At 41.3% G+C, this 17,173-nt stretch carries 14 protein-coding genes and 1 pseudogene; 12 read left to right on the forward strand and 3 right to left on the reverse strand.

The genetic code is table 11. The features are described 5' to 3' along the window. The first annotated feature begins 38 nt into the window (after window positions 1-38). Together F8S12_RS05270 and F8S12_RS05275 are read left to right on the forward strand one after the other, a co-directional pair. Complete coding sequence (locus F8S12_RS05270) at window positions 39-3,662, forward strand: hybrid sensor histidine kinase/response regulator (protein WP_196515295.1); 3,624 nt, start codon at window positions 39-41, stop codon at window positions 3,660-3,662. Window positions 3,663-4,033: 371 nt separating this feature from the next. Next, window positions 4,034-4,792: a hypothetical protein gene (locus F8S12_RS05275; protein ID WP_196515296.1), complete on the forward strand. Its 759-nt coding sequence runs from the start codon at window positions 4,034-4,036 to the stop codon at window positions 4,790-4,792. A 53-nt stretch (window positions 4,793-4,845) separates the two neighbouring features. Here the strand turns inward: F8S12_RS05275 and F8S12_RS05280 are convergent, their stop codons facing one another. Further along, on the reverse strand, window positions 4,846-5,550 hold the full coding sequence (locus F8S12_RS05280) for a Uma2 family endonuclease (RefSeq protein ID WP_196515297.1): 705 nt from the start codon (window positions 5,548-5,550) through the stop codon (window positions 4,846-4,848). 54 nt (window positions 5,551-5,604) lie between these two features. Then, the gene (locus F8S12_RS05285) at window positions 5,605-6,498 is read right to left on the reverse strand and encodes an ABC transporter permease (RefSeq protein WP_196515298.1); all 894 of its coding nucleotides are present in this window, start codon (window positions 6,496-6,498) and stop codon (window positions 5,605-5,607) included. A 464-nt stretch (window positions 6,499-6,962) separates the two neighbouring features. Between F8S12_RS05285 and F8S12_RS05290 the strand changes: the two genes are divergently transcribed. The 7 genes from F8S12_RS05290 (at window position 6,963) to F8S12_RS05315 (ending at window position 15,624) form a co-directional block, all read left to right on the forward strand. Beyond that, the gene (locus tag F8S12_RS05290; RefSeq protein WP_196515299.1) at window positions 6,963-7,379 is read left to right on the forward strand and encodes a hypothetical protein; all 417 of its coding nucleotides are present in this window, start codon (window positions 6,963-6,965) and stop codon (window positions 7,377-7,379) included. Window positions 7,380-7,616: 237 nt separating this feature from the next. Then, window positions 7,617-8,117: a fatty acid hydroxylase gene (locus F8S12_RS05295; RefSeq protein ID WP_196515300.1), complete on the forward strand. Its 501-nt coding sequence runs from the start codon at window positions 7,617-7,619 to the stop codon at window positions 8,115-8,117. 464 nt (window positions 8,118-8,581) lie between these two features. Next, window positions 8,582-8,707: a hypothetical protein gene (locus tag F8S12_RS41540; RefSeq protein WP_269144770.1), complete on the forward strand. Its 126-nt coding sequence runs from the start codon at window positions 8,582-8,584 to the stop codon at window positions 8,705-8,707. Then, window positions 8,694-10,670, forward strand: coding sequence for a GAF domain-containing sensor histidine kinase (locus F8S12_RS05300; protein WP_196515301.1), 1,977 nt, complete (start codon window positions 8,694-8,696; stop codon window positions 10,668-10,670). The genes F8S12_RS41540 and F8S12_RS05300 overlap by 14 nt, the downstream gene beginning before the upstream one ends. A 39-nt stretch (window positions 10,671-10,709) precedes the next feature. Continuing rightward, a complete protein-coding gene (locus F8S12_RS40315; protein ID WP_230967809.1) occupies window positions 10,710-13,646 on the forward strand; it encodes a response regulator in 2,937 nt (978 codons plus the stop codon). Window positions 13,647-13,811: 165 nt separating this feature from the next. Then, window positions 13,812-14,201, forward strand: coding sequence for a response regulator transcription factor (locus tag F8S12_RS05310; protein WP_196515302.1), 390 nt, complete (start codon window positions 13,812-13,814; stop codon window positions 14,199-14,201). A 328-nt stretch (window positions 14,202-14,529) separates the two neighbouring features. Further along, entirely contained in the window at window positions 14,530-15,624 is a 1,095-nt protein-coding gene (locus F8S12_RS05315) for a phosphotransacetylase family protein (RefSeq protein WP_196515303.1), read from the forward strand. A 158-nt stretch (window positions 15,625-15,782) separates the two neighbouring features. Here F8S12_RS05315 and F8S12_RS40320 read toward each other — a convergent pair. Beyond that, window positions 15,783-15,863, reverse strand: a pseudogene (locus F8S12_RS40320) (monooxygenase family protein); the annotation flags it as partial. 66 nt (window positions 15,864-15,929) lie between these two features. Between F8S12_RS40320 and F8S12_RS40325 the strand changes: the two are divergent. The 3 genes from F8S12_RS40325 (at window position 15,930) to F8S12_RS05335 (ending at window position 17,139) form a co-directional block, all read left to right on the forward strand. After that, complete coding sequence (locus F8S12_RS40325) at window positions 15,930-16,178, forward strand: hypothetical protein (RefSeq protein WP_230967810.1); 249 nt, start codon at window positions 15,930-15,932, stop codon at window positions 16,176-16,178. Continuing rightward, entirely contained in the window at window positions 16,153-16,656 is a 504-nt protein-coding gene (locus F8S12_RS05330; protein WP_196515304.1) for a DNA-processing protein DprA, read from the forward strand. Before F8S12_RS40325 ends, F8S12_RS05330 begins: the two co-directional genes overlap by 26 nt. Before the next feature lie 87 nt (window positions 16,657-16,743). Beyond that, window positions 16,744-17,139 (forward strand): MAPEG family protein, encoded by a 396-nt coding sequence (locus F8S12_RS05335; RefSeq protein WP_196515305.1) that lies wholly within the window; start codon window positions 16,744-16,746, stop codon window positions 17,137-17,139. Window positions 17,140-17,173: the final 34 nt, after the last annotated feature.

Here is a 17,173-nt window from a genome sequence, read left to right on the forward strand (position 1 = left end):
TTCCCCACTCCCCACTCCCCACTCCCCACTCCCTAATTATGATTACAGATAACGAAATTCGTGAACAAGGATACATCTACTTTCTGGCTGAAGCGCCGGAATTAGTCCAAATTATTGAACAAGAACTATTTAGCTTATCGAAAGGTTATAGCATTGCCAAAGTTCACAACTTAATGCGGGCTACTCATACACTTAAAGGTGGAGCCGCTAATGTTGGGCTAGAAGTAATTAAGATGATAGCCCATTTTTTAGAAGATGTATTTAAGGCTTTATATAATCCAAGTGTAGTAATTGATGCTGAATTGCAAACGCTTTTATTACAAGCTTATGAGTGTCTGAGCATAGCATTAAATACCGAACTAATAGGCAGTACTGTTAATGATGAAGAACTGCTCCATAGAGCAACTTCAGTGTTTGCACAGTTGCAAGAAAAATTGGGTGATGCGTTTGGTGCTGAATCTCATATTCCCACTTCTGAAGAATTGGGATTTGATATTGTGCAATCTGTTTTTGAAGTGGGAGTAGAACAACGTCTAAACAGTATTGCTGAGGCTGTTAAGAATCCACCAAATAGTGAAGAATTTATCGAGTTTTTACACTCTCAAGCTGAGGTGTTTCTCGGCTTGGCAGAATCTCTAAATTTACCTGGATTGCGAGAAATTGCCCAAACAATTTTGTCAGCACTGCAAGCAAATCCCACTCAGGTACAGCAAATTGCAGAAATTGCCCTTGCAGATTTGCAACAAGCACAAAAATTGGTATTAGCAGGCGATCGCACTTCCGGTGGAGAAACTTCTCTAGGTTTGCGAAAACTCACGACAGTGGCAAATAATGAGTTAGATGGAGAATTGCAAAATAATTCATCTGTTGACACTTTGATCATCAGTGAAGAACAATTTTACCAGTTTCTCACTACATCTGATAACAATAAAAACGAATCTGTTAACCCAACAACTGCCAAGTTTTATTTAAAAGTAATTCGCTACATTTTTGGCTGGTTTAATCACCAGATGGAAATACCAGAGCCAGAAATCAGTTTGACTTTACTGGTTCCCACATTAGAAAGAAAAAGTCTACTTAACTATATCGAAACCTGGTTAAAAAAGTTTCTCGATTTTGTCCAAGATGAAGAAGATAGTCAAAGTCTTTGTATTTATAGACATGGTATCATCTTAATCATTTTATTTGCAGTTGCAAAATTTCAATATTCTATTCAATCATCTGACAGCTACCTCTCTGCAATTAAAATACTACAGAACCAAATTTATAAATTAGCACAAGAATATAAAAATTATTCTCCTATTACTGGCGAAGAGAAAAATTGGCTTGATAGTCCCAAGTTACAAACACTGTTAGTTTTTAAAGAAATATCTAAATCTGTCTTTTCTGAAACAACTGATAACCTACTAGAAGCAATATGGGGAGAAGAGTCTAGCCAAAACCTTGATGCTGAAGTCGTGACGATTCAGCCTGATGATTCTTCAGAAAAGCTTGATTCATTATTAACTATTAGTGAGCCAGTAGTTTCTGAAACAGCTATTGAAGTTATGCCCGATTTAGCTACACAAATTAACCAAGAAATAGAAGAAAAATCACAGTATGTTCAAACTAAAAGTTTTCGTCAACCTTCATTTATTCGAGTAGATACAGAAAGACTGCAACATCTCAATTATCTAGCTGGAGAATTGTTGATTTATCAAAAACGACGTAGTTTGCAAGATGAACAAGTCAAAGAAATAATTGAGCAATTAGTACAGCAACTCATTAGACACCAAACAACTTTAAATGAATTACGTGATTTACCATTACAAATACAAAATATTAGTTCACAACAAACGCAAGATTTTGCAGTGAATTTTGACTCTCTAGAAATGGATGTATATACAGAGTTTCACATGACATTGCATGAAGCAATAGAAGAGACGCTGCAACTACAAGAAACCACAGAATCTCTTGACTTACTTGTGACGCAAGCTGCTCAAATTAGTAACAAACAAGAGAATTTAAGTCTTAATATTATAGATAGCTTAGTAGAAGCACGAATGTCGCCTTTGGGCAATATCTTGAATCGTTTTCCCCACATGGTAAATAAGTTGGGGAATGTTCATGGAAAACTTGTAGAATTGAAACTTACGGGTACCCAAGTACTAGTAGATAAAGCGATCGCAGAAAAGCTATATGACCCTTTATTACATTTAGTGCGTAATGCTTTTGACCACGGTATTGAAGCTCCACAAGTTCGCCGGGAGCTTGGTAAACCAGAACAAGGTTTAATCGAAATCTGCGCCTATCATCAGGGTAGCCAAACTGTTATCGAAGTTCGGGATGATGGTCAAGGATTGAATTTAGACAGAATTCGCACAAAAGCTGCTGAATTTTATTCCATACAAACTGAAGAAAAAGTTAGAACTTATGCTTCTAATCTGGCTGAATCTGAACTTTTAGATTTGATATTTTCACCTGGATTTTCTACTGCTGGTAAAGTGAGTGAAATTTCTGGACGCGGTATGGGTTTAGATATTGTGCGTACTCAGATGCACGCACTCAACGGCTCAATTTCAGTTCAATCCTTACCCAACCAAGAAACGATATTCATCCTCAAAATCCCTTTTTCTATGACTACAGAAAAACTCATGCTAGTTCAAGCCAAAGGTGTTGTTTATGCCCTTCTTTTAGATAGTATAGAAAAAATATTGATTCCCTCTGAACAACAGATTAAAGAAATTGAAGGGAAAAAAGTCTTCCATTGGAACACAGATAATGATGATACTATGGTCAGCCTCCATCAACTTTCAAAGTTGATTGATTATAATGGTTCATTGTTTAATAGTGCTACTCCCTACAACACACCAAATACTCAAGAGCCAAGTATAGCGAAAAATCCGGTGCTTTTGCTACGACGAAATCAGGGAATGTTTGCTTTAGAAGTTGATCAAATCATTGGTGAACAAGAACTGGTAATCAGACCTTTAGGAAATGCGATCGCACCGCCAAAATACATTTATGGTTGTAGTAGTTTGGCTAATGGTAATCTCATCTTAGTAATTGATGCTTTATTGCTGGTAAAGTCTAGCGAGATCCAACAAACAACACTTGATATCATGGCGCTATCAGTAGCTTCTTCGTCAAATAAAAAAGCTTTGCCGATATCAGGACATACTTTTTCATCTACACCATTACTTACTGCATCTACTTCCATAACAATTATAGAAACCCAATCTAGTTATTCTCAAGAACCAGATAATAAATCACCAAAAGTTGTTTTAGTAGTAGATGATGCAATTAGTCTCCGTCAAACTCTGTCTCTGACTCTACAAAAATCTGGCTATCAAGTAATACAAGCCCAAAATGGTATAGAAGCTCTAGAAAAGTTGCAGTTACATCCAGAAATACAACTTGTCGTCTCCGATTTAGAGATGCCAAGAATGAATGGTTTTGAGTTGTTGAGCAATTTTCGTCAATACCCAAATTTCGCAAAAATACCTGTAGTGATTCTCACTTCTCGTAGCGCTGAAAAACACCGCCAGCTTGCAAAAGAATTGGGTGCAAAGGCTTACTTGACCAAGCCTTATTTAGAACATGAATTTCTTTCTACAATTAAGGGTTTAATTAACAGTAGTACAGATGATTTTAACCATTTACTCACAGTAGCAAATTATTAAAATTAATCTTATTTTAATTGGTGCTATCGGTAAATTATCAGTGTCAGCTTAAGGAAAGTGATAAGCTGTTGCGCGTATAACTTGCACTTTTTATGGTTTGAAACCCTTGTTACAATAGGAACACTCTGGAAATTAAAGACAGGACAGCTTACTAAATTGTGGAGAGAAGCATTGTCTACCTATCAAGTGTATCAACTTTTGGGATGCGATCGCCCCTTACACTTTTTCAAAAAATCACAATAATTGTGATGATTTGCTTCTTTATTGTGCGTATTCTATTATAAAAACATCCAGTGAGCAAAAACTAAGTGAACCCCCGGCGCTTTTTAATAGTATTAATCCTAATTTTAGGAACTTATGCTTCTTCTATAATGTCAGCAAAGGCTAAATCTATTGTAAATAGCCAAGTTGAAAATCAGGTTAGTGATATTACCCCTGAAATACAGCAAATAGCGTTAAAGCACTTATCCAGACGCATCGTTATCCCAGTAGAATATCTGCAAATAGAACACGTCTACACACCCAACTTTAGAAACCTGAAACAAGCTGGGTTAGGGTTTGTAGTAATCGATAAAAGGGATGGAAAAATTTATGATGTTGTTCTTAATAAGAACAATCCTAACGAAGAACTTAATGTTAATAAATTGAGAGAAGAAAATAACAAAGCGTTTATTTCTAATTACGGTAAGCTTGAGCCTCAGTTGTTTAATTCTTTGGCAAGTATCTCTGAGCAAGGTTTAGTAAGAGTGGTTATAGAAGTCTACACGGGACAGCAATCTCCAGGGCCAAAATTACCTGATGCCATACCTGAAAGAAACATAACCTTGCAAGAGTTGGAGAGCTACCATAATAAAGTTGCCCAGCAGAGAAACCGAGAAAACCAAGCTACCGTTAACCCAATCGCTCAAAGGATAAGACAGTTAGGATTTGAGGCAATAGCTAATCCTAGTTTTCCTTTTATTTACGCTACTTTGCCTCAAAGAGTTATTAAGCAATTAGAATCCTGGGAGGAAGTCCTTAAAATATCTTTGGATGAAGTTAATAAGGCTGAACTAGAGATAGCCCCATTAGCCATAGGCTCGAATATTGTCTATAATCGGCGCATTTTAATGAGTAGCAACTTGGGTTAATTAGGCATTGAGCCGAAATGCACGGTCTGAAAGTTTTACTGGATGAGATCGCCTTAATTACCAGGTAGATTATTTGGATCTACACCTAGAGAACGTAAATACTGCGCTAATTGTTCAGCCCTTTGCCGCTCCTGTTGTGACTGTTCTGCATCTGTCAAATAACGGTTTCCTTGCTCATCATACCAACATAAAAACTCTTGTTGTATCCCGGCAATTACGCCTTGGTGTCGCCCAATACCTAACTCGACTTCTGGCATCAAATAGGGTTCACCTATTTGTAGTTGGTAGTTTCCATCTATTAACTTATACACTTCAAAGGGTTGATGTTGGTCACGTCGCCAAAACTCAGGGTTATAAATTACGTAGTACAATACACCGAGTTTTCTATATATATCTAGCTTCTCCTCATATTCACCTCCTGGGGTGTGGGATACCATTTCTAGTATGAATATTGGAACTATCCCATTTTCTTCCCAAACCGCGTAACTTTTGCGTGATTTGCCACCCTTTTTCCGTTCCACTCCTACACTCAAAAAAGCATCTGGTACTACAGGTACTCTGGGATTTACTCCTGTGGTGTGATATACTCCCATATCTACTCCGAAGTACCAATCCATGCGATTTGTCCAAGTGGAATTGAGTAAGAAAAGTAAAATGTTGGGCAAAAAGTTTTGGTCTTCGTTATCCACTGGCGTATCGTCTGAACAGGGAAGTTCATCAGTAGTTGGTAACGCATTTTTGAGATCAGGTGAGAGCATAACCGTTGTCTCGCTGGCGTTTGATGCCTTTATTATAAGTGAGTGACGAAAAGTTTAGCGTTTGGGTGTAGGTTCACCAAATTTAATTAAAAGCGCGATCGCAATACTAACAAGCAAAATTAACGTCATACTTAAGGCTGAACCAAATCCCCAATTTTGCGTTGCTCCAAGAAACTGGTTATAAACTAACCGCGCCGCCGTCATACTAGAAGCACCACCAAGTAATTCTGGATCGACAAAATCCCCTAAGCCTGTAATGAATACAAGCATGGAAGCAGCCGCAATTCCAGGCAAAATTTGCGGTACGGTCACTTGGCAAAAAGTTTGCACAGGATTTGCACCTAAATCAGATGCTGCTTCTAGCAACTGCTTGTCTAGCTTTTCTAGAGAAGCATATAAAATCAAAACCATATAAGGTAACAAGCTGTAACTCATGCCAATCAATACAGCTGGACTTTGATTAAGTAATTCTAAAGTCGGCAAGCCTAAATTGCTTAACAAACTGTTCAATAAACCAGTAGGACGAAGAATTGTAATCCAAGCATAGGAGCGAAGTAACGAAGAAGTCCACAAAGGTAATATAAAGCCTAATAGGAGCAAATTCCGCCAACGCTGCGGCGCTATCTGAGCAATCCAATAGGCAACAGGGAAACCCAAAATTAAACAAATTATTGTAGCGCCAAACGCAAAAAATAGCGATCGCACAATTACTTGCACATAAAGGGGGTCAAATATTCTGATGTAGTTTTTCAATCCGTTGGGATTAACCAAATCTCCCGGTCGGATGTCTGCAACTAAACTTAACTCGAAAATTATCAAAGTTGGCAGCACCAACAAAAGTAATAACCAAATCCCAGATGGTGCAAGCAATACCAATGGTTGAAGCCAATTTACTGGCGGACGATGCAATTCTTCTATTTCGGAAATATCATTTTTTTGGAAATTCATAACTCATAACCGAAATGTTGAATCTTAAGAAAAAACCGATAAAAATAGCCCAAAGTTCATTGGTTTGAGGAGATGATGTTATTCGGTCTGTGCGATCGCCTATTACATCCGTAAAATATTTGTGTAGGTAGTATTAAACGCTTTACTCTGGCATCCAGTTAATTATATATACCCCAAATTTTGCTGCTGCTCATGCCGATAAATTTAATCATAAATTCGCTTTAATCACCTCAATAACCCAGGTTACATCGGCAGAATGCTTATTTCTATACTTATGGTTAGTTTTACAATTGAGACTGAATTGTGGTCAGTTTAGCACTAAAAATGCTGAAGAAAGCCTTAACCTAAATTTTTACTAATATTAACTCAACCTTTACTTAAGCTGTATGCCTTAAGTAAGAAGATTGTGGAGTAAATATGGAAAAATACAGTATTCCTATCGAGATTTAGATGTATTATTTTCATTGACACAGGCTAGAAGTCAGATTGGAGGCTCTTACGAGTTGCTGTTTACTGCACTAAGGATCAATACACTTCAGTTAGTGATGTTTATTCCTGGGAGATCCCCCCAACCCACGCCCTTCGGTATTGCCAGTTCACTAGGTTGGGAAACCCACCTTCTGCGAAGAGAGACGCTATACCCAGCAGGCTTTAAGAGTAGCGGTAGAGGACTGGTGAACTCCAGTCGCCTCAAGTTCAGAAACCTCCCGAAGTTCAGTTCGCTCTTGGCGATGGTGGAGCCAGACGTTCTGGTGCGATTATTGGGTGTAGCTTGCTTCTCACTAGGAGTACGCGGACAAGGTTTAGCTGCTCTATCGCCTCAAGTCGGCGCTCCAATTTCTCGTTGCACGCCGCTGCTCCCTTTGAAAAGGAGGACATAGTTTCCTCCCCTTGAAGGAGAAATCAAACCTGAACTGAACGGTATTGCACCAAAAGATCGTAGATTAATGAAACTGCACCTTACCCAATTACATAATACTCTGAGCCAAATTAACTGGAGCTTAGACCCATGAGAGGCATAGATGCTGGTTGCATAGTGGAAAGTCAGGTGTTTATGCCGACAGCATGACATTTGCATATTTTCTATGGAGTTTTTTTACTAAACTTGAGGAGTACAAATGCTTGAGGCTATTGCTGTTGCTTGGTTATTACTTTTTTTTGGCGATTTTCTATCTACATTCTTTTACCACGTACCCGAGCACGTTTTTGGTAGCCTTCATTTAAAAACGCACCACTCCTGGAAGAAGGACTTTCGCCACTACGCTATTTTGACTTTTAATCCCCAGGTTCTTTTAGATGGTATTCTGGGAGCTTTGCCTTATGTACTCATAGCAGTAGTCCTGTGGTCTTTCTCTCCTATTGGCGTTGTCTCTGGATTACTGTTTGGTCAGTTTCATGTATGGTGGAGACACATAAGTGTCTTGGGTTGGCAAACTCCAAAGCCTGCAAATATTTTATGCCAAATTCTATTTATTACTACTCCTGAGAGACACTGGTTACACCATCACAAAACTAATTTGGGTTTCGGTGATATTTTCACCTTCTTTGAACAACCTGCACAAATCTGGTTACGTTGGCTACGGCTGCTAAGGCTTCGTTTTCGTTACTCTCGCATCTAAGTGAAGCTACCGCTTAGAGAGTTCCAAATAAAAAATAAGTTTATCTAGCGAGAATTCTGGCCGATCATTCTCTGCATCTTCATAGAGAATTGGTATTAAGTAAATACTTTTTAAAAGTAGTAAAATCAACTGCGATCGCAATTGATTTTACTACTTTATTTTATGTTTTGCCAGAGAGAAGATTATTCCAGGAAATGCGCTGATCTAAACACTCAAAAAAGCTGACTCACCAAAACAGTGCTGAGTGCCGAGTAACGAGTGCTGAGTAAAAAGTAAAATTAATTGCACTCAGCATATAGGGTCTGAGAGCAACTAAATTTATTTATGAAAAAAATAAAAATATTTTTTTTGAGACACGTAGTGCAAGAAAAAATATGTCCTTTCAACTTCGCTGTCTTGTTATATCGCCTATGTTTTTGGGAAAACTAATATTAATTAGTAAATTATTATATTGGAAGATTTTTATGACAATTTATTTCTTTTGTGGAGACGCTGGGCGTAGCTTAGTTATCCGAAGGATTACAGATAGCGACGCCAACGCAACCGTTCAGATTCTTGGCTTAGATGAGGTGTTTCATGCCCACAGTTAGCCTCAGAAAGATTCTCAACAAAAAAGAATTGTCATCTCTGCTTCATAACTTAGTCTATCAATTCAACATGGCGATTGATGTTGAACTGATAGACGGCACGAAACTAATTAGCATTGGGGAACAAACTGGGGGAAACCGATATCCAGTTGAGGTGTCAGGAGAAATTATCGGTTGGGTTGTTGGGGGAGAACAGGCAACTCTACTTGCGACTTTGCTCTCATTTCTGGCAAAGCAGGAAGCTGAAAAGAAAGAACTCGCTATAGAATTGCTGGAGCGATACCAAGAAATTGATTTGTTTGAGGATATCTCGACTAAACTCACAACAAGTTTGGATACGCGACAGATTGCCCAACTTGTGCTTCAGGAATTGAGCCAATTAATTGAATCGTCTGCGGGGATGATTCTGCTTCTGGATCTAGATGCAACTGCATTTGAAATCATTGCCGAATTTGGAGTGTTTTTTAACCACAGTCAGCCGGAACCGGGTAAGGGAATTATTGGCAATATTGTGGAATCGAACCGGGCAGAACTCGTCAATGATGTGCAAGCCGATCCTCGGTTAGAGGGGCAAAAAAACGTTAACGCCATGATTTGTGTACCTTTGCGAGCCAAAGGGCGGGTACTGGGAGCGATCGCTATTGGAACACCCAAAACTGACTCATATAAGGCTGAACACCTGAAACTTGTAAGTATCTTTGCCTCTCAAACTGCGATCGCTATTGACAAAGCTGTGCTTTACGAACAAAGCACTCAAGCAGCCGTCCAGGCAAAAGCTCAGACACAGAAGCTTCAGCAAACTCTCCAAGAATTGCAATTAGCCCAAACTCAATTGATCCAAAGCGAAAAAATGTCCAGTCTAGGGCAACTCATTGCCGGAGTTGCCCACGAAATCAACAACCCGGTTAACTTTATTTGCGGCAATTTAAAGTATGTTGCCGAATACGCCCAAGACTTGTTACACCTGTTGGAAAAGTATCAGAAATTCCTACCTGTTGCTTTGCCAGAACTGAAATCAGAGTTAGACAATATCGATCTGGAATTTATCATGGAGGATCTCCCCAAACTGCTGAATTCCATGAAAGTGGGCACAGACCGCATCGTGGACATTGTGCAATCTCTGAAAAACTTCTCCCGCCATGATGAAGCCGACATGAAAGCCGTCAACCTCCACGATGGCATCGACGGAACCCTAATGATTCTTCACCATCGTCTGAAAGCAGATGGTCGCCGACCGAAAATTGAAATTGTTAAAGACTATGCCAAACTTCCCCTGATTGAATGCTATCCCGGACAGTTGAATCAAGTATTTATGAACATCCTGGCAAATGCCATTGATGCTCTAGAGGAGGGAATGGGCAATGAAGAAATATCCCCCCCTACTGCTCAAATCACCATTCGTACTGAAATCCTCGACAACCAATTTGTGGTGATTCGCATTGCCGATAACGGCTCAGGGATGAAGGAGGATGTGATTCGACGCATTTACGATCCCTTCTTCACCACGAAAGAGATTGGCAAGGGAACCGGATTGGGTATGGCAATAAGTTACCAAATTATTGTAAAGAGACACCGGGGATTTATCAAGTGTCGTTCGACGCTAGGTGAAGGCACAGAATTCTGGATTCAAATTCCGGTGAATTGTTCAGTGTTGGACACTGTTGAAAATCACAATTTCACGATTTCTGACGCGAAGATCGCTCACGCCTCTTCCACAACCGAATCATCCCCCAGTGCCGATGCCGACGGCTTCATTTCATCAACAACTCCAATGCTCAAACCGACGGATCTGCTGATCCGCCATACTCAATTGCTCCAGCGACTTTCAGAGCAGAGTCCAGATGTGGAAGGTGCATCACCAGAGCAAATTTACCAGATGTTTCAACGCCACCCAATTTCCTTAAAGCTTTACACCACCTTGTTGTCCTGGTTCAGTTGTTCTAATCCAACCGACATCGACCACTAGCGTTTTTAACTTTTTTGCCGACACCTACAGAACTATCTCATGTTAAAAAACCCTGAATTCTTGAAAATCGCTGACCAAGGAATCCTCAAGCAATTCCTGATCACTTTCTTACCACTGTCCTTCCTGGTTGGGGGCGTGCTGATGATCATTCACCAGGCAGAGAGTAAAACTGAACGGGGCGCAATTTCTATCAACGAAACCCGTAACGTTGACCTGCAAGCAAAAATAGCTGCTAGTGACTTCAATTTAATTAAATCTGACTTGATGTTTCTGACTACCCAAAATGAGCTACAGTCCATGCTCAATCGACCTGTGGGTGCAACTGAAACCCTGGAGTTGAGGCAGGCGATCGCTAAGGAGTATGTTTCCATGTCTCAGCAGAAGCAACTTTATGACCAGATTCGCTTTCTTGACACAACTGGCAAAGAAATTGTTAGAGTCAACTTGAATCAAGGTCAGCCCAGCGTTGTCCGTGACGAAAAACTTCAAGTCCAGGCAAAGCGCTATTGGTTTAAGGATACCTTGCCCCTCCAATCAGGTGAAGTTTTTGTTTCGCCCCTCGATCTAAATATTGAGCGGGGGAAGATTGAACAACCGCTCAAACCAATGATCCGTTTTGGCACTCCCGTATTTGATTCTCAGGGACAGAAACGCGGCATCGTTGTGCTGAACTATTTAGGTGAGAAGTTTATCCAGAATCTGCAAAAGGAAAACTCGACAACTTTAGGCGAAACGCTGCTGCTCAATGCTGATGGTTACTGGCTTAAGGGACTAAAGCCAGAAAACGAATGGGGCTTTATGTACGAAGATCGCAAAGACCAGACCTTTGCAAAAGCCTTTCCTAAAGTCTGGCAGCAAATGGGCACAAAGGAGTCGGGACAGTTGCAAACGGCTGAGGGATTATTCACCTTCAAAACCCTGTATCCACTGCTGGCAGTTCAAAAAGCTAAATCCAGCACGGGGGCTACCCGTGCCTTCGATTCCAGTCAAGGGAAGGTGGATGCCAAATCTTACCGTTGGAAAATTGTAACTCATGTTCCCTCTGCGATCTTAAATGCGCGATCGCAAAGTTCTTTTAACCGACTCCTACTGTTTTATGTTGTTCTGACTGGGTTGATTGGGGTGGGTTCCTGGCTATTAGCCCTATCATGGTTACGACGGCAACAGGCAGACACGGAACTGCAAGCAACATTTGCTGATTTGACTGCGATTATTGACAATCTTGCAGATGGGTTATTGGTAACTAACACACTAGGCCAGATCACCCGCTTTAACCCAGCGCTGCTAAAAATGTTCCAGCTTGGCGACATTGACATCAAAGGAAAACACTGCGGAGAAATTTCTCAAGCTGAAATTGCCGATTTAGTAAAGCAGACCTATAAGCAGTCACGAGAGATATTCACAGCTGAGGTTGATTTAGCAGCAGGCCGGGTCGGTCAAGCTCTAGCAACCACCATCTTCAAAGAAGCGTCTAAGGATAAGGCGACGAAGTGGCTAGGCTCAGTAATCCTGATTCGGGATGTGACGGCTGAGAAAGAGATTGATCAGATGAAAACCGATTTCATTTCTACGGTTTCCCATGAGTTGCGGACACCACTAACTTCTGTCCTGGGTTTTGCGTCGCTCATTAAAGAAAAGCTGGAAACCGATATTTTCCCAATACTTCCTACCGAAGACCGTAAACTTCAGAAAACGATTAAGCGGGTGGGTGACAATCTCAACATTATTGTGTCGGAAGCAGAACGGCTTACATCTTTGATTAACGATGTCTTAGACATCGCCAAAATGGAAGCAGGTAAGGTGGAATGGCAGATGCAGCCCATTGATCCCAGCGAGTTACTCGATTGGGCAACTAATTCCACCGCCGGGTTATTTGAAACCAATGGCTTGGAGTTAATCAGTGAGATTCAACCTGGACTGCCTCAGATAGTAGGCGATCGCAATCGTCTGCTGCAAGTTTTAATCAACCTAATTTCTAATGCCGTTAAGTTTACCGAATCCGGTTCTGTCATTTGCCGCGTTAAACAAGAGAAGGAAGGTGTTTGCATCAGCGTCATCGACACAGGTGTTGGCATTACACTTGAAGACCAGCCGAAAGTGTTTGAGAAATTCCGCCAAGTTGGCGACACCCTCACCGATAAACCCAAAGGTACAGGGCTAGGACTGCCCATCTGTAAACAAATCATCGATCATCACGGTGGTAGAATTTGGGTGGAGAGTGAACCAGGTAAGGGCAGCATATTCTCCTTCATCATTCCCACCTCTGAGAGCGATCGCAAAACCAGTACCAGTCTAAATCTGGATGCGCTAGTAAAACAACTCAAAGAACACGTCACCATCACAAATGCGGTGCTGAATCAAAACAGCAAAACAATTCTGGTAGTGGATGATGATGCCAACATTCGGGAATTGCTTCGTCAACAACTGGAAACCGAAGGCTATAATGTTCGGGAAGCGAAAGACGGGGTGGATGCAATTCATCAAATCAAAACAGCCCGTCCCGATCTGATTCTCTTGGATGTGATGATGCCTCAAATCAACGGCTTTGATGTGGCAGCCGTTCTGAAAAATGATCCCCAGACCGCAGACATTCCGATCATCATTCTGTCAATTATTGAAAATAAGGAACGGGGCTATCACATTGGCATTGATCGCTATCTCACCAAGCCTATTGACCCGGAGCAACTCCTCAACGAAATTGGCTCATTGCTTTCCCAAGGTACTTCCAGTAAAAAGGTATTGGTTGTAGATAAAAATGCCTCAACCTTAAAAACCTTATCGGATGTACTACAAACTCAGGGATACAGCGTGATTGAAGCCTCCGATCCCCAAGAAGGCATCAATAAAGCTCGGTCAGCCAAACCTGACATGATTATTATCGATTCTATTTTCTCTCAAGAAGCCGACATGGTAAAAGCCCTACGCTTTGAGAAAGGCTTGGAGAATGTATTCTTCATCATCCTGTCTGATCGCTAATTGCATCAGTGACACTTCGACTTCTCTCAGTGTAAAGACACTCAGTCGAACGCTTTGAAATTTTGGAAAATGGAATTGAAGTTCAAAATCTAAAATTAAATGATAGAGCCAGTGACTTGATTGCTCTTTTCAATCTAAAATCTAAAATCTAAAATCTAAAATTGTATGACCCAGAAAATTCTAATTGTTGATGATGAACCCAATATCTTGATTTTGATGGAACAAGCCCTAGAAGCATTAGAAGATGAGGGGGTTGAACTCCTAACTGCTAGAAATGGAGAAGAAGCTCTCGAAACTATTAAAGCAGAAAAACCAAACCTGGTTTTTCTCGATGTGATGATGCCTAAAATGAGTGGTTTGCAAGTCTGCCACATTGTTAAACACGACCTGCAAATGACTGATGTCTACATTGTGATTTTGACAGCTAAGGGACAGGAATTTGATAAACAAAAAGGAATTGAGGTTGGTGCAGATTTATATCTAACTAAACCATTTCGCCCCAAAGAAGTACTTGAAAAATCAATGCAGGTGTTGGGTTTTTCAGGAAAGTCCTGAATGCGTTTACCTGCGTAGACGCGGAGCGGCTTGTCGCTAGACATCGCTTCTAGTCTGCCGTGAGCGACGATAATCATTGAGATTTTCTTGACTAAACAATGCGATCGCTTATCTTAGAAACAGAGCGTTTGAGGCTTGAAGAGTAGGCGTACAGCTTCACAGAGTCGACACAAGGAAAAAACCTCTGCCTTCCTTGCCTCTGCTTGTTCAATCAAAGGTATTTCTGGGAAACCTTAATATGTGAGAGCTAGAGGCTTTTGCCAGAAGGAACTAGAATTAGAAAACAGCTAGCTGGGTTCTTCTGAATTTTGAAATTAGGAGTGCATGTGTGCCAAAATCCCCTAAATATTTGCTGATTGGATCAACCGAGACTTACAGCGGTAAATCTGCAACTGTTCTGGGTTTATCTCAGCAGCTACAGCAAAAAGGACTGGATATTGCCTACGGGAAACCGCTCGGTACGTGTTTAAATTCGTCTAGTGGAACCGTCATTGAGGAAGATGTCCAGTTTGTAGCTCTTAGCCTCAATTTGCCGGAAAACCGCGTTGCACCAACAATGCTGGCTTTGGATGAACTCAATGTCCAAAAACGCTTGCGGGGTGAAGACAAAACCGATTATCAACAGTCCCTAATCCAGCAATATTTGCATAAATCTCAAGGAGATTTAGTGTTGCTAGAAGGCCCTGGTGATTTGTCTGAAGGCAATTTGTTTGACTTGTCTTTGCTGCAAATAGCTGAAGTATTGGATGCTAGTGTGCTTTTAGTAGCTCGTTACAAATCGTTGCTTTCAGTTGAGGGATTATTGGCTGCTAAAGGGCGTGTAGGCGATCGCTTGATTGGAGTTGTGATCAATGATATCCCTGTGGCACAACTAGAAGCGGTTGACACTCTCTTACGCCCATTTTTAGAACAGCAAGGTATTCCAGTGCTAGCAATGCTACCGAGCAGCGATTTGCTCCGCAGTGTCAGTGTTGGCGAACTAGTCAAGCAGTTAAAGGCTGATGTTCTCTGTCGCAGCGATCGCATGGATTTGTTGGTGGAAAGTCTGGCAATTGGAGCGATGAATGTCAACTCCGCCGTGAAATATTTTCGCAAACGCCGGAATATGGCAGTGGTGACAGGAGGCGATCGGGTGGAAATTCAGCAAGCTGCTTTGGAAACTTCTACTCAATGTCTAATTCTCACTGGACAACTACCACCTCCACCGTTCATTCTCAGTCGCGCTGAAGAATTAGAAATCCCCATTTTGTCGGTTGACTTAGATACTCTCACCACTGTAGAAATTGTTGACCGAACTTTTGGTCAAGTTCGTCTCCACGAGCCAATTAAGGTTCAGTGTATTCGCCAGCTGATGACTGAGCATTTTGACATTGACCGCTTGCTATCTAAACTGGGTTTAACTCCTGCAACGGCATTGTCTTAGATTTATCAACTCAAACAATTGAGAGGATTAGTACTAAGTTATCGGCAAAGGGACAGCAGGCACGCTGTCACCTCCCAAGGGACAGCGTGCTGTTTCACTGTTCCCTATAGCCGGGACGTGCTTAGTTGCAGCAGCTAATCCAAAAACAGGCATATTCCCTAAACCGCCTCATATCTTCCCGGTTCGATTAAATAAGTTTCGTGCCAAATGCCGACATTGCCATCAGCACCAATGGCTCGATTAAACCTTTGCCAAGCTTTTAGATGTGTATCAGATGGATTTCTGGGAAAACGCTCTAATTACTTGTGAAACTTTTTGCTGGCCATGTTGCTCCTAACCAGATGATTTTGGCAAAATTAGAGCGCCACCAAAAAGCCCACTTAGAAAAATTGTCCCCAGAATTTAGTAGGACTTACGCAACTAAACCAAACAATCGAAAATTAGTGGCAATGTCTAGCTCAGTTTGTCCTCACACCTACACGCTGTTTGGTAAAATATCTGGGTCGTTTAATTGGATTATCTCCATCTTTGAGCCAATCAACAGACCTTATTAACCTCGATACATTAGCGCAAGAACTGGCGACAATCCAGCAAACGGGTTCTAAAAGAATTGCCTTGCTGGGTTCTCGTCATGTCCCGATTACGCACCAAAATCTGATTGAAATGATGACATATGCCCTAGTCTTATCGGGTAATCGCATCATCACTTCCGGTGCTACAGGTACAAATTCAGCTGCCATCCGGGGAGCAACGCGGGCTGATCCGAATTTGTTAACGGTGATTCTACCCCAAAGCTTGGAACGCCAGCCTTTGGAATCGCGCCAGCAACTAGAACAGGTAATGCATCTAGTGGAAAATGCCAGTAATGATAACCTGTCCCTCGCTGAAGCTAGTTACCTGTGCAACAAGGAAATTGTCTCTCGTTGCCAGCAACTGATCTGCTTTGCGTTTCATGACAGTGGCACTTTGTTGCAAACTTGTCAAGACGCAGAAGAACAAAGAAAAGTGGTGACGCTTTTCTATTTTGATTAGTCATTTGTCATTTGTCATTTGTCTTTTGTATTTGACTAATGACCGATGACTGATGACTAATGATTAATAACCAATGACTAATAAGTTATGATAATTTTTTTATACTCGATCGCTGCTGCTGCTGTTCTAATTTACGTGCCATTTTTGCCCGTAGCTTATGCGCGCGTACAGATTGGGGATGAAATGTTTTCTACTCCCCGCGCCATGTTTGATAAATTGCCTCCGTATGCCCAACGAGCCACTTGGGCACATCAGAACTCCTTTGAAACGTTTATGATATTTGCCACAGCCGCATTGATGGCATATATAACTGGTGTAAATTCTTCTACAGCACAAGTAGCTGCGATCGCCTTTGTAGTGGCCCGTTTGCTACACTCGATTTTTTATATTTTGAATATACCCCTTTTGCGATCGCTCATGTTTGCCATTAGCTCCTTTAGCTCTGCCACTCTCGTCTTTTTGAGCATCATCCAAGCTAGTTAGTTGGGGGCAGGGAGCAGGGAGCAGGGGGGCAGGG

This window comes from Nostoc sp. WHI, from assembly GCF_015714725.1.
In the GTDB taxonomy this organism is placed as follows: Bacteria; Cyanobacteriota; Cyanobacteriia; order Cyanobacteriales; family Nostocaceae; genus Nostoc.

Bases quoted from the DNA above. Each gene is read 5' to 3' on its own strand.
- F8S12_RS05270 (WP_196515295.1), top strand. From the start codon at position 39: ATGATTACAGATAACGAAATTCGTGAACAAGGATACATCTACTTTCTG.
- F8S12_RS05275 (WP_196515296.1), top strand. From the start codon at position 4,034: ATGTCAGCAAAGGCTAAATCTATTGTAAATAGCCAAGTTGAAAATCAG.
- F8S12_RS05280 (WP_196515297.1), bottom strand. From the start codon at position 5,550: ATGCTCTCACCTGATCTCAAAAATGCGTTACCAACTACTGATGAACTT.
- F8S12_RS05285 (WP_196515298.1), bottom strand. From the start codon at position 6,498: ATGAATTTCCAAAAAAATGATATTTCCGAAATAGAAGAATTGCATCGT.
- F8S12_RS05295 (WP_196515300.1), top strand. From the start codon at position 7,617: ATGCTTGAGGCTATTGCTGTTGCTTGGTTATTACTTTTTTTTGGCGAT.
- F8S12_RS41540 (WP_269144770.1), top strand. From the start codon at position 8,582: ATGACAATTTATTTCTTTTGTGGAGACGCTGGGCGTAGCTTAGTTATC.
- F8S12_RS05300 (WP_196515301.1), top strand. From the start codon at position 8,694: ATGCCCACAGTTAGCCTCAGAAAGATTCTCAACAAAAAAGAATTGTCA.
- F8S12_RS40315 (WP_230967809.1), top strand. From the start codon at position 10,710: ATGTTAAAAAACCCTGAATTCTTGAAAATCGCTGACCAAGGAATCCTC.
- F8S12_RS05310 (WP_196515302.1), top strand. From the start codon at position 13,812: ATGACCCAGAAAATTCTAATTGTTGATGATGAACCCAATATCTTGATT.
- F8S12_RS05335 (WP_196515305.1), top strand. From the start codon at position 16,744: ATGATAATTTTTTTATACTCGATCGCTGCTGCTGCTGTTCTAATTTAC.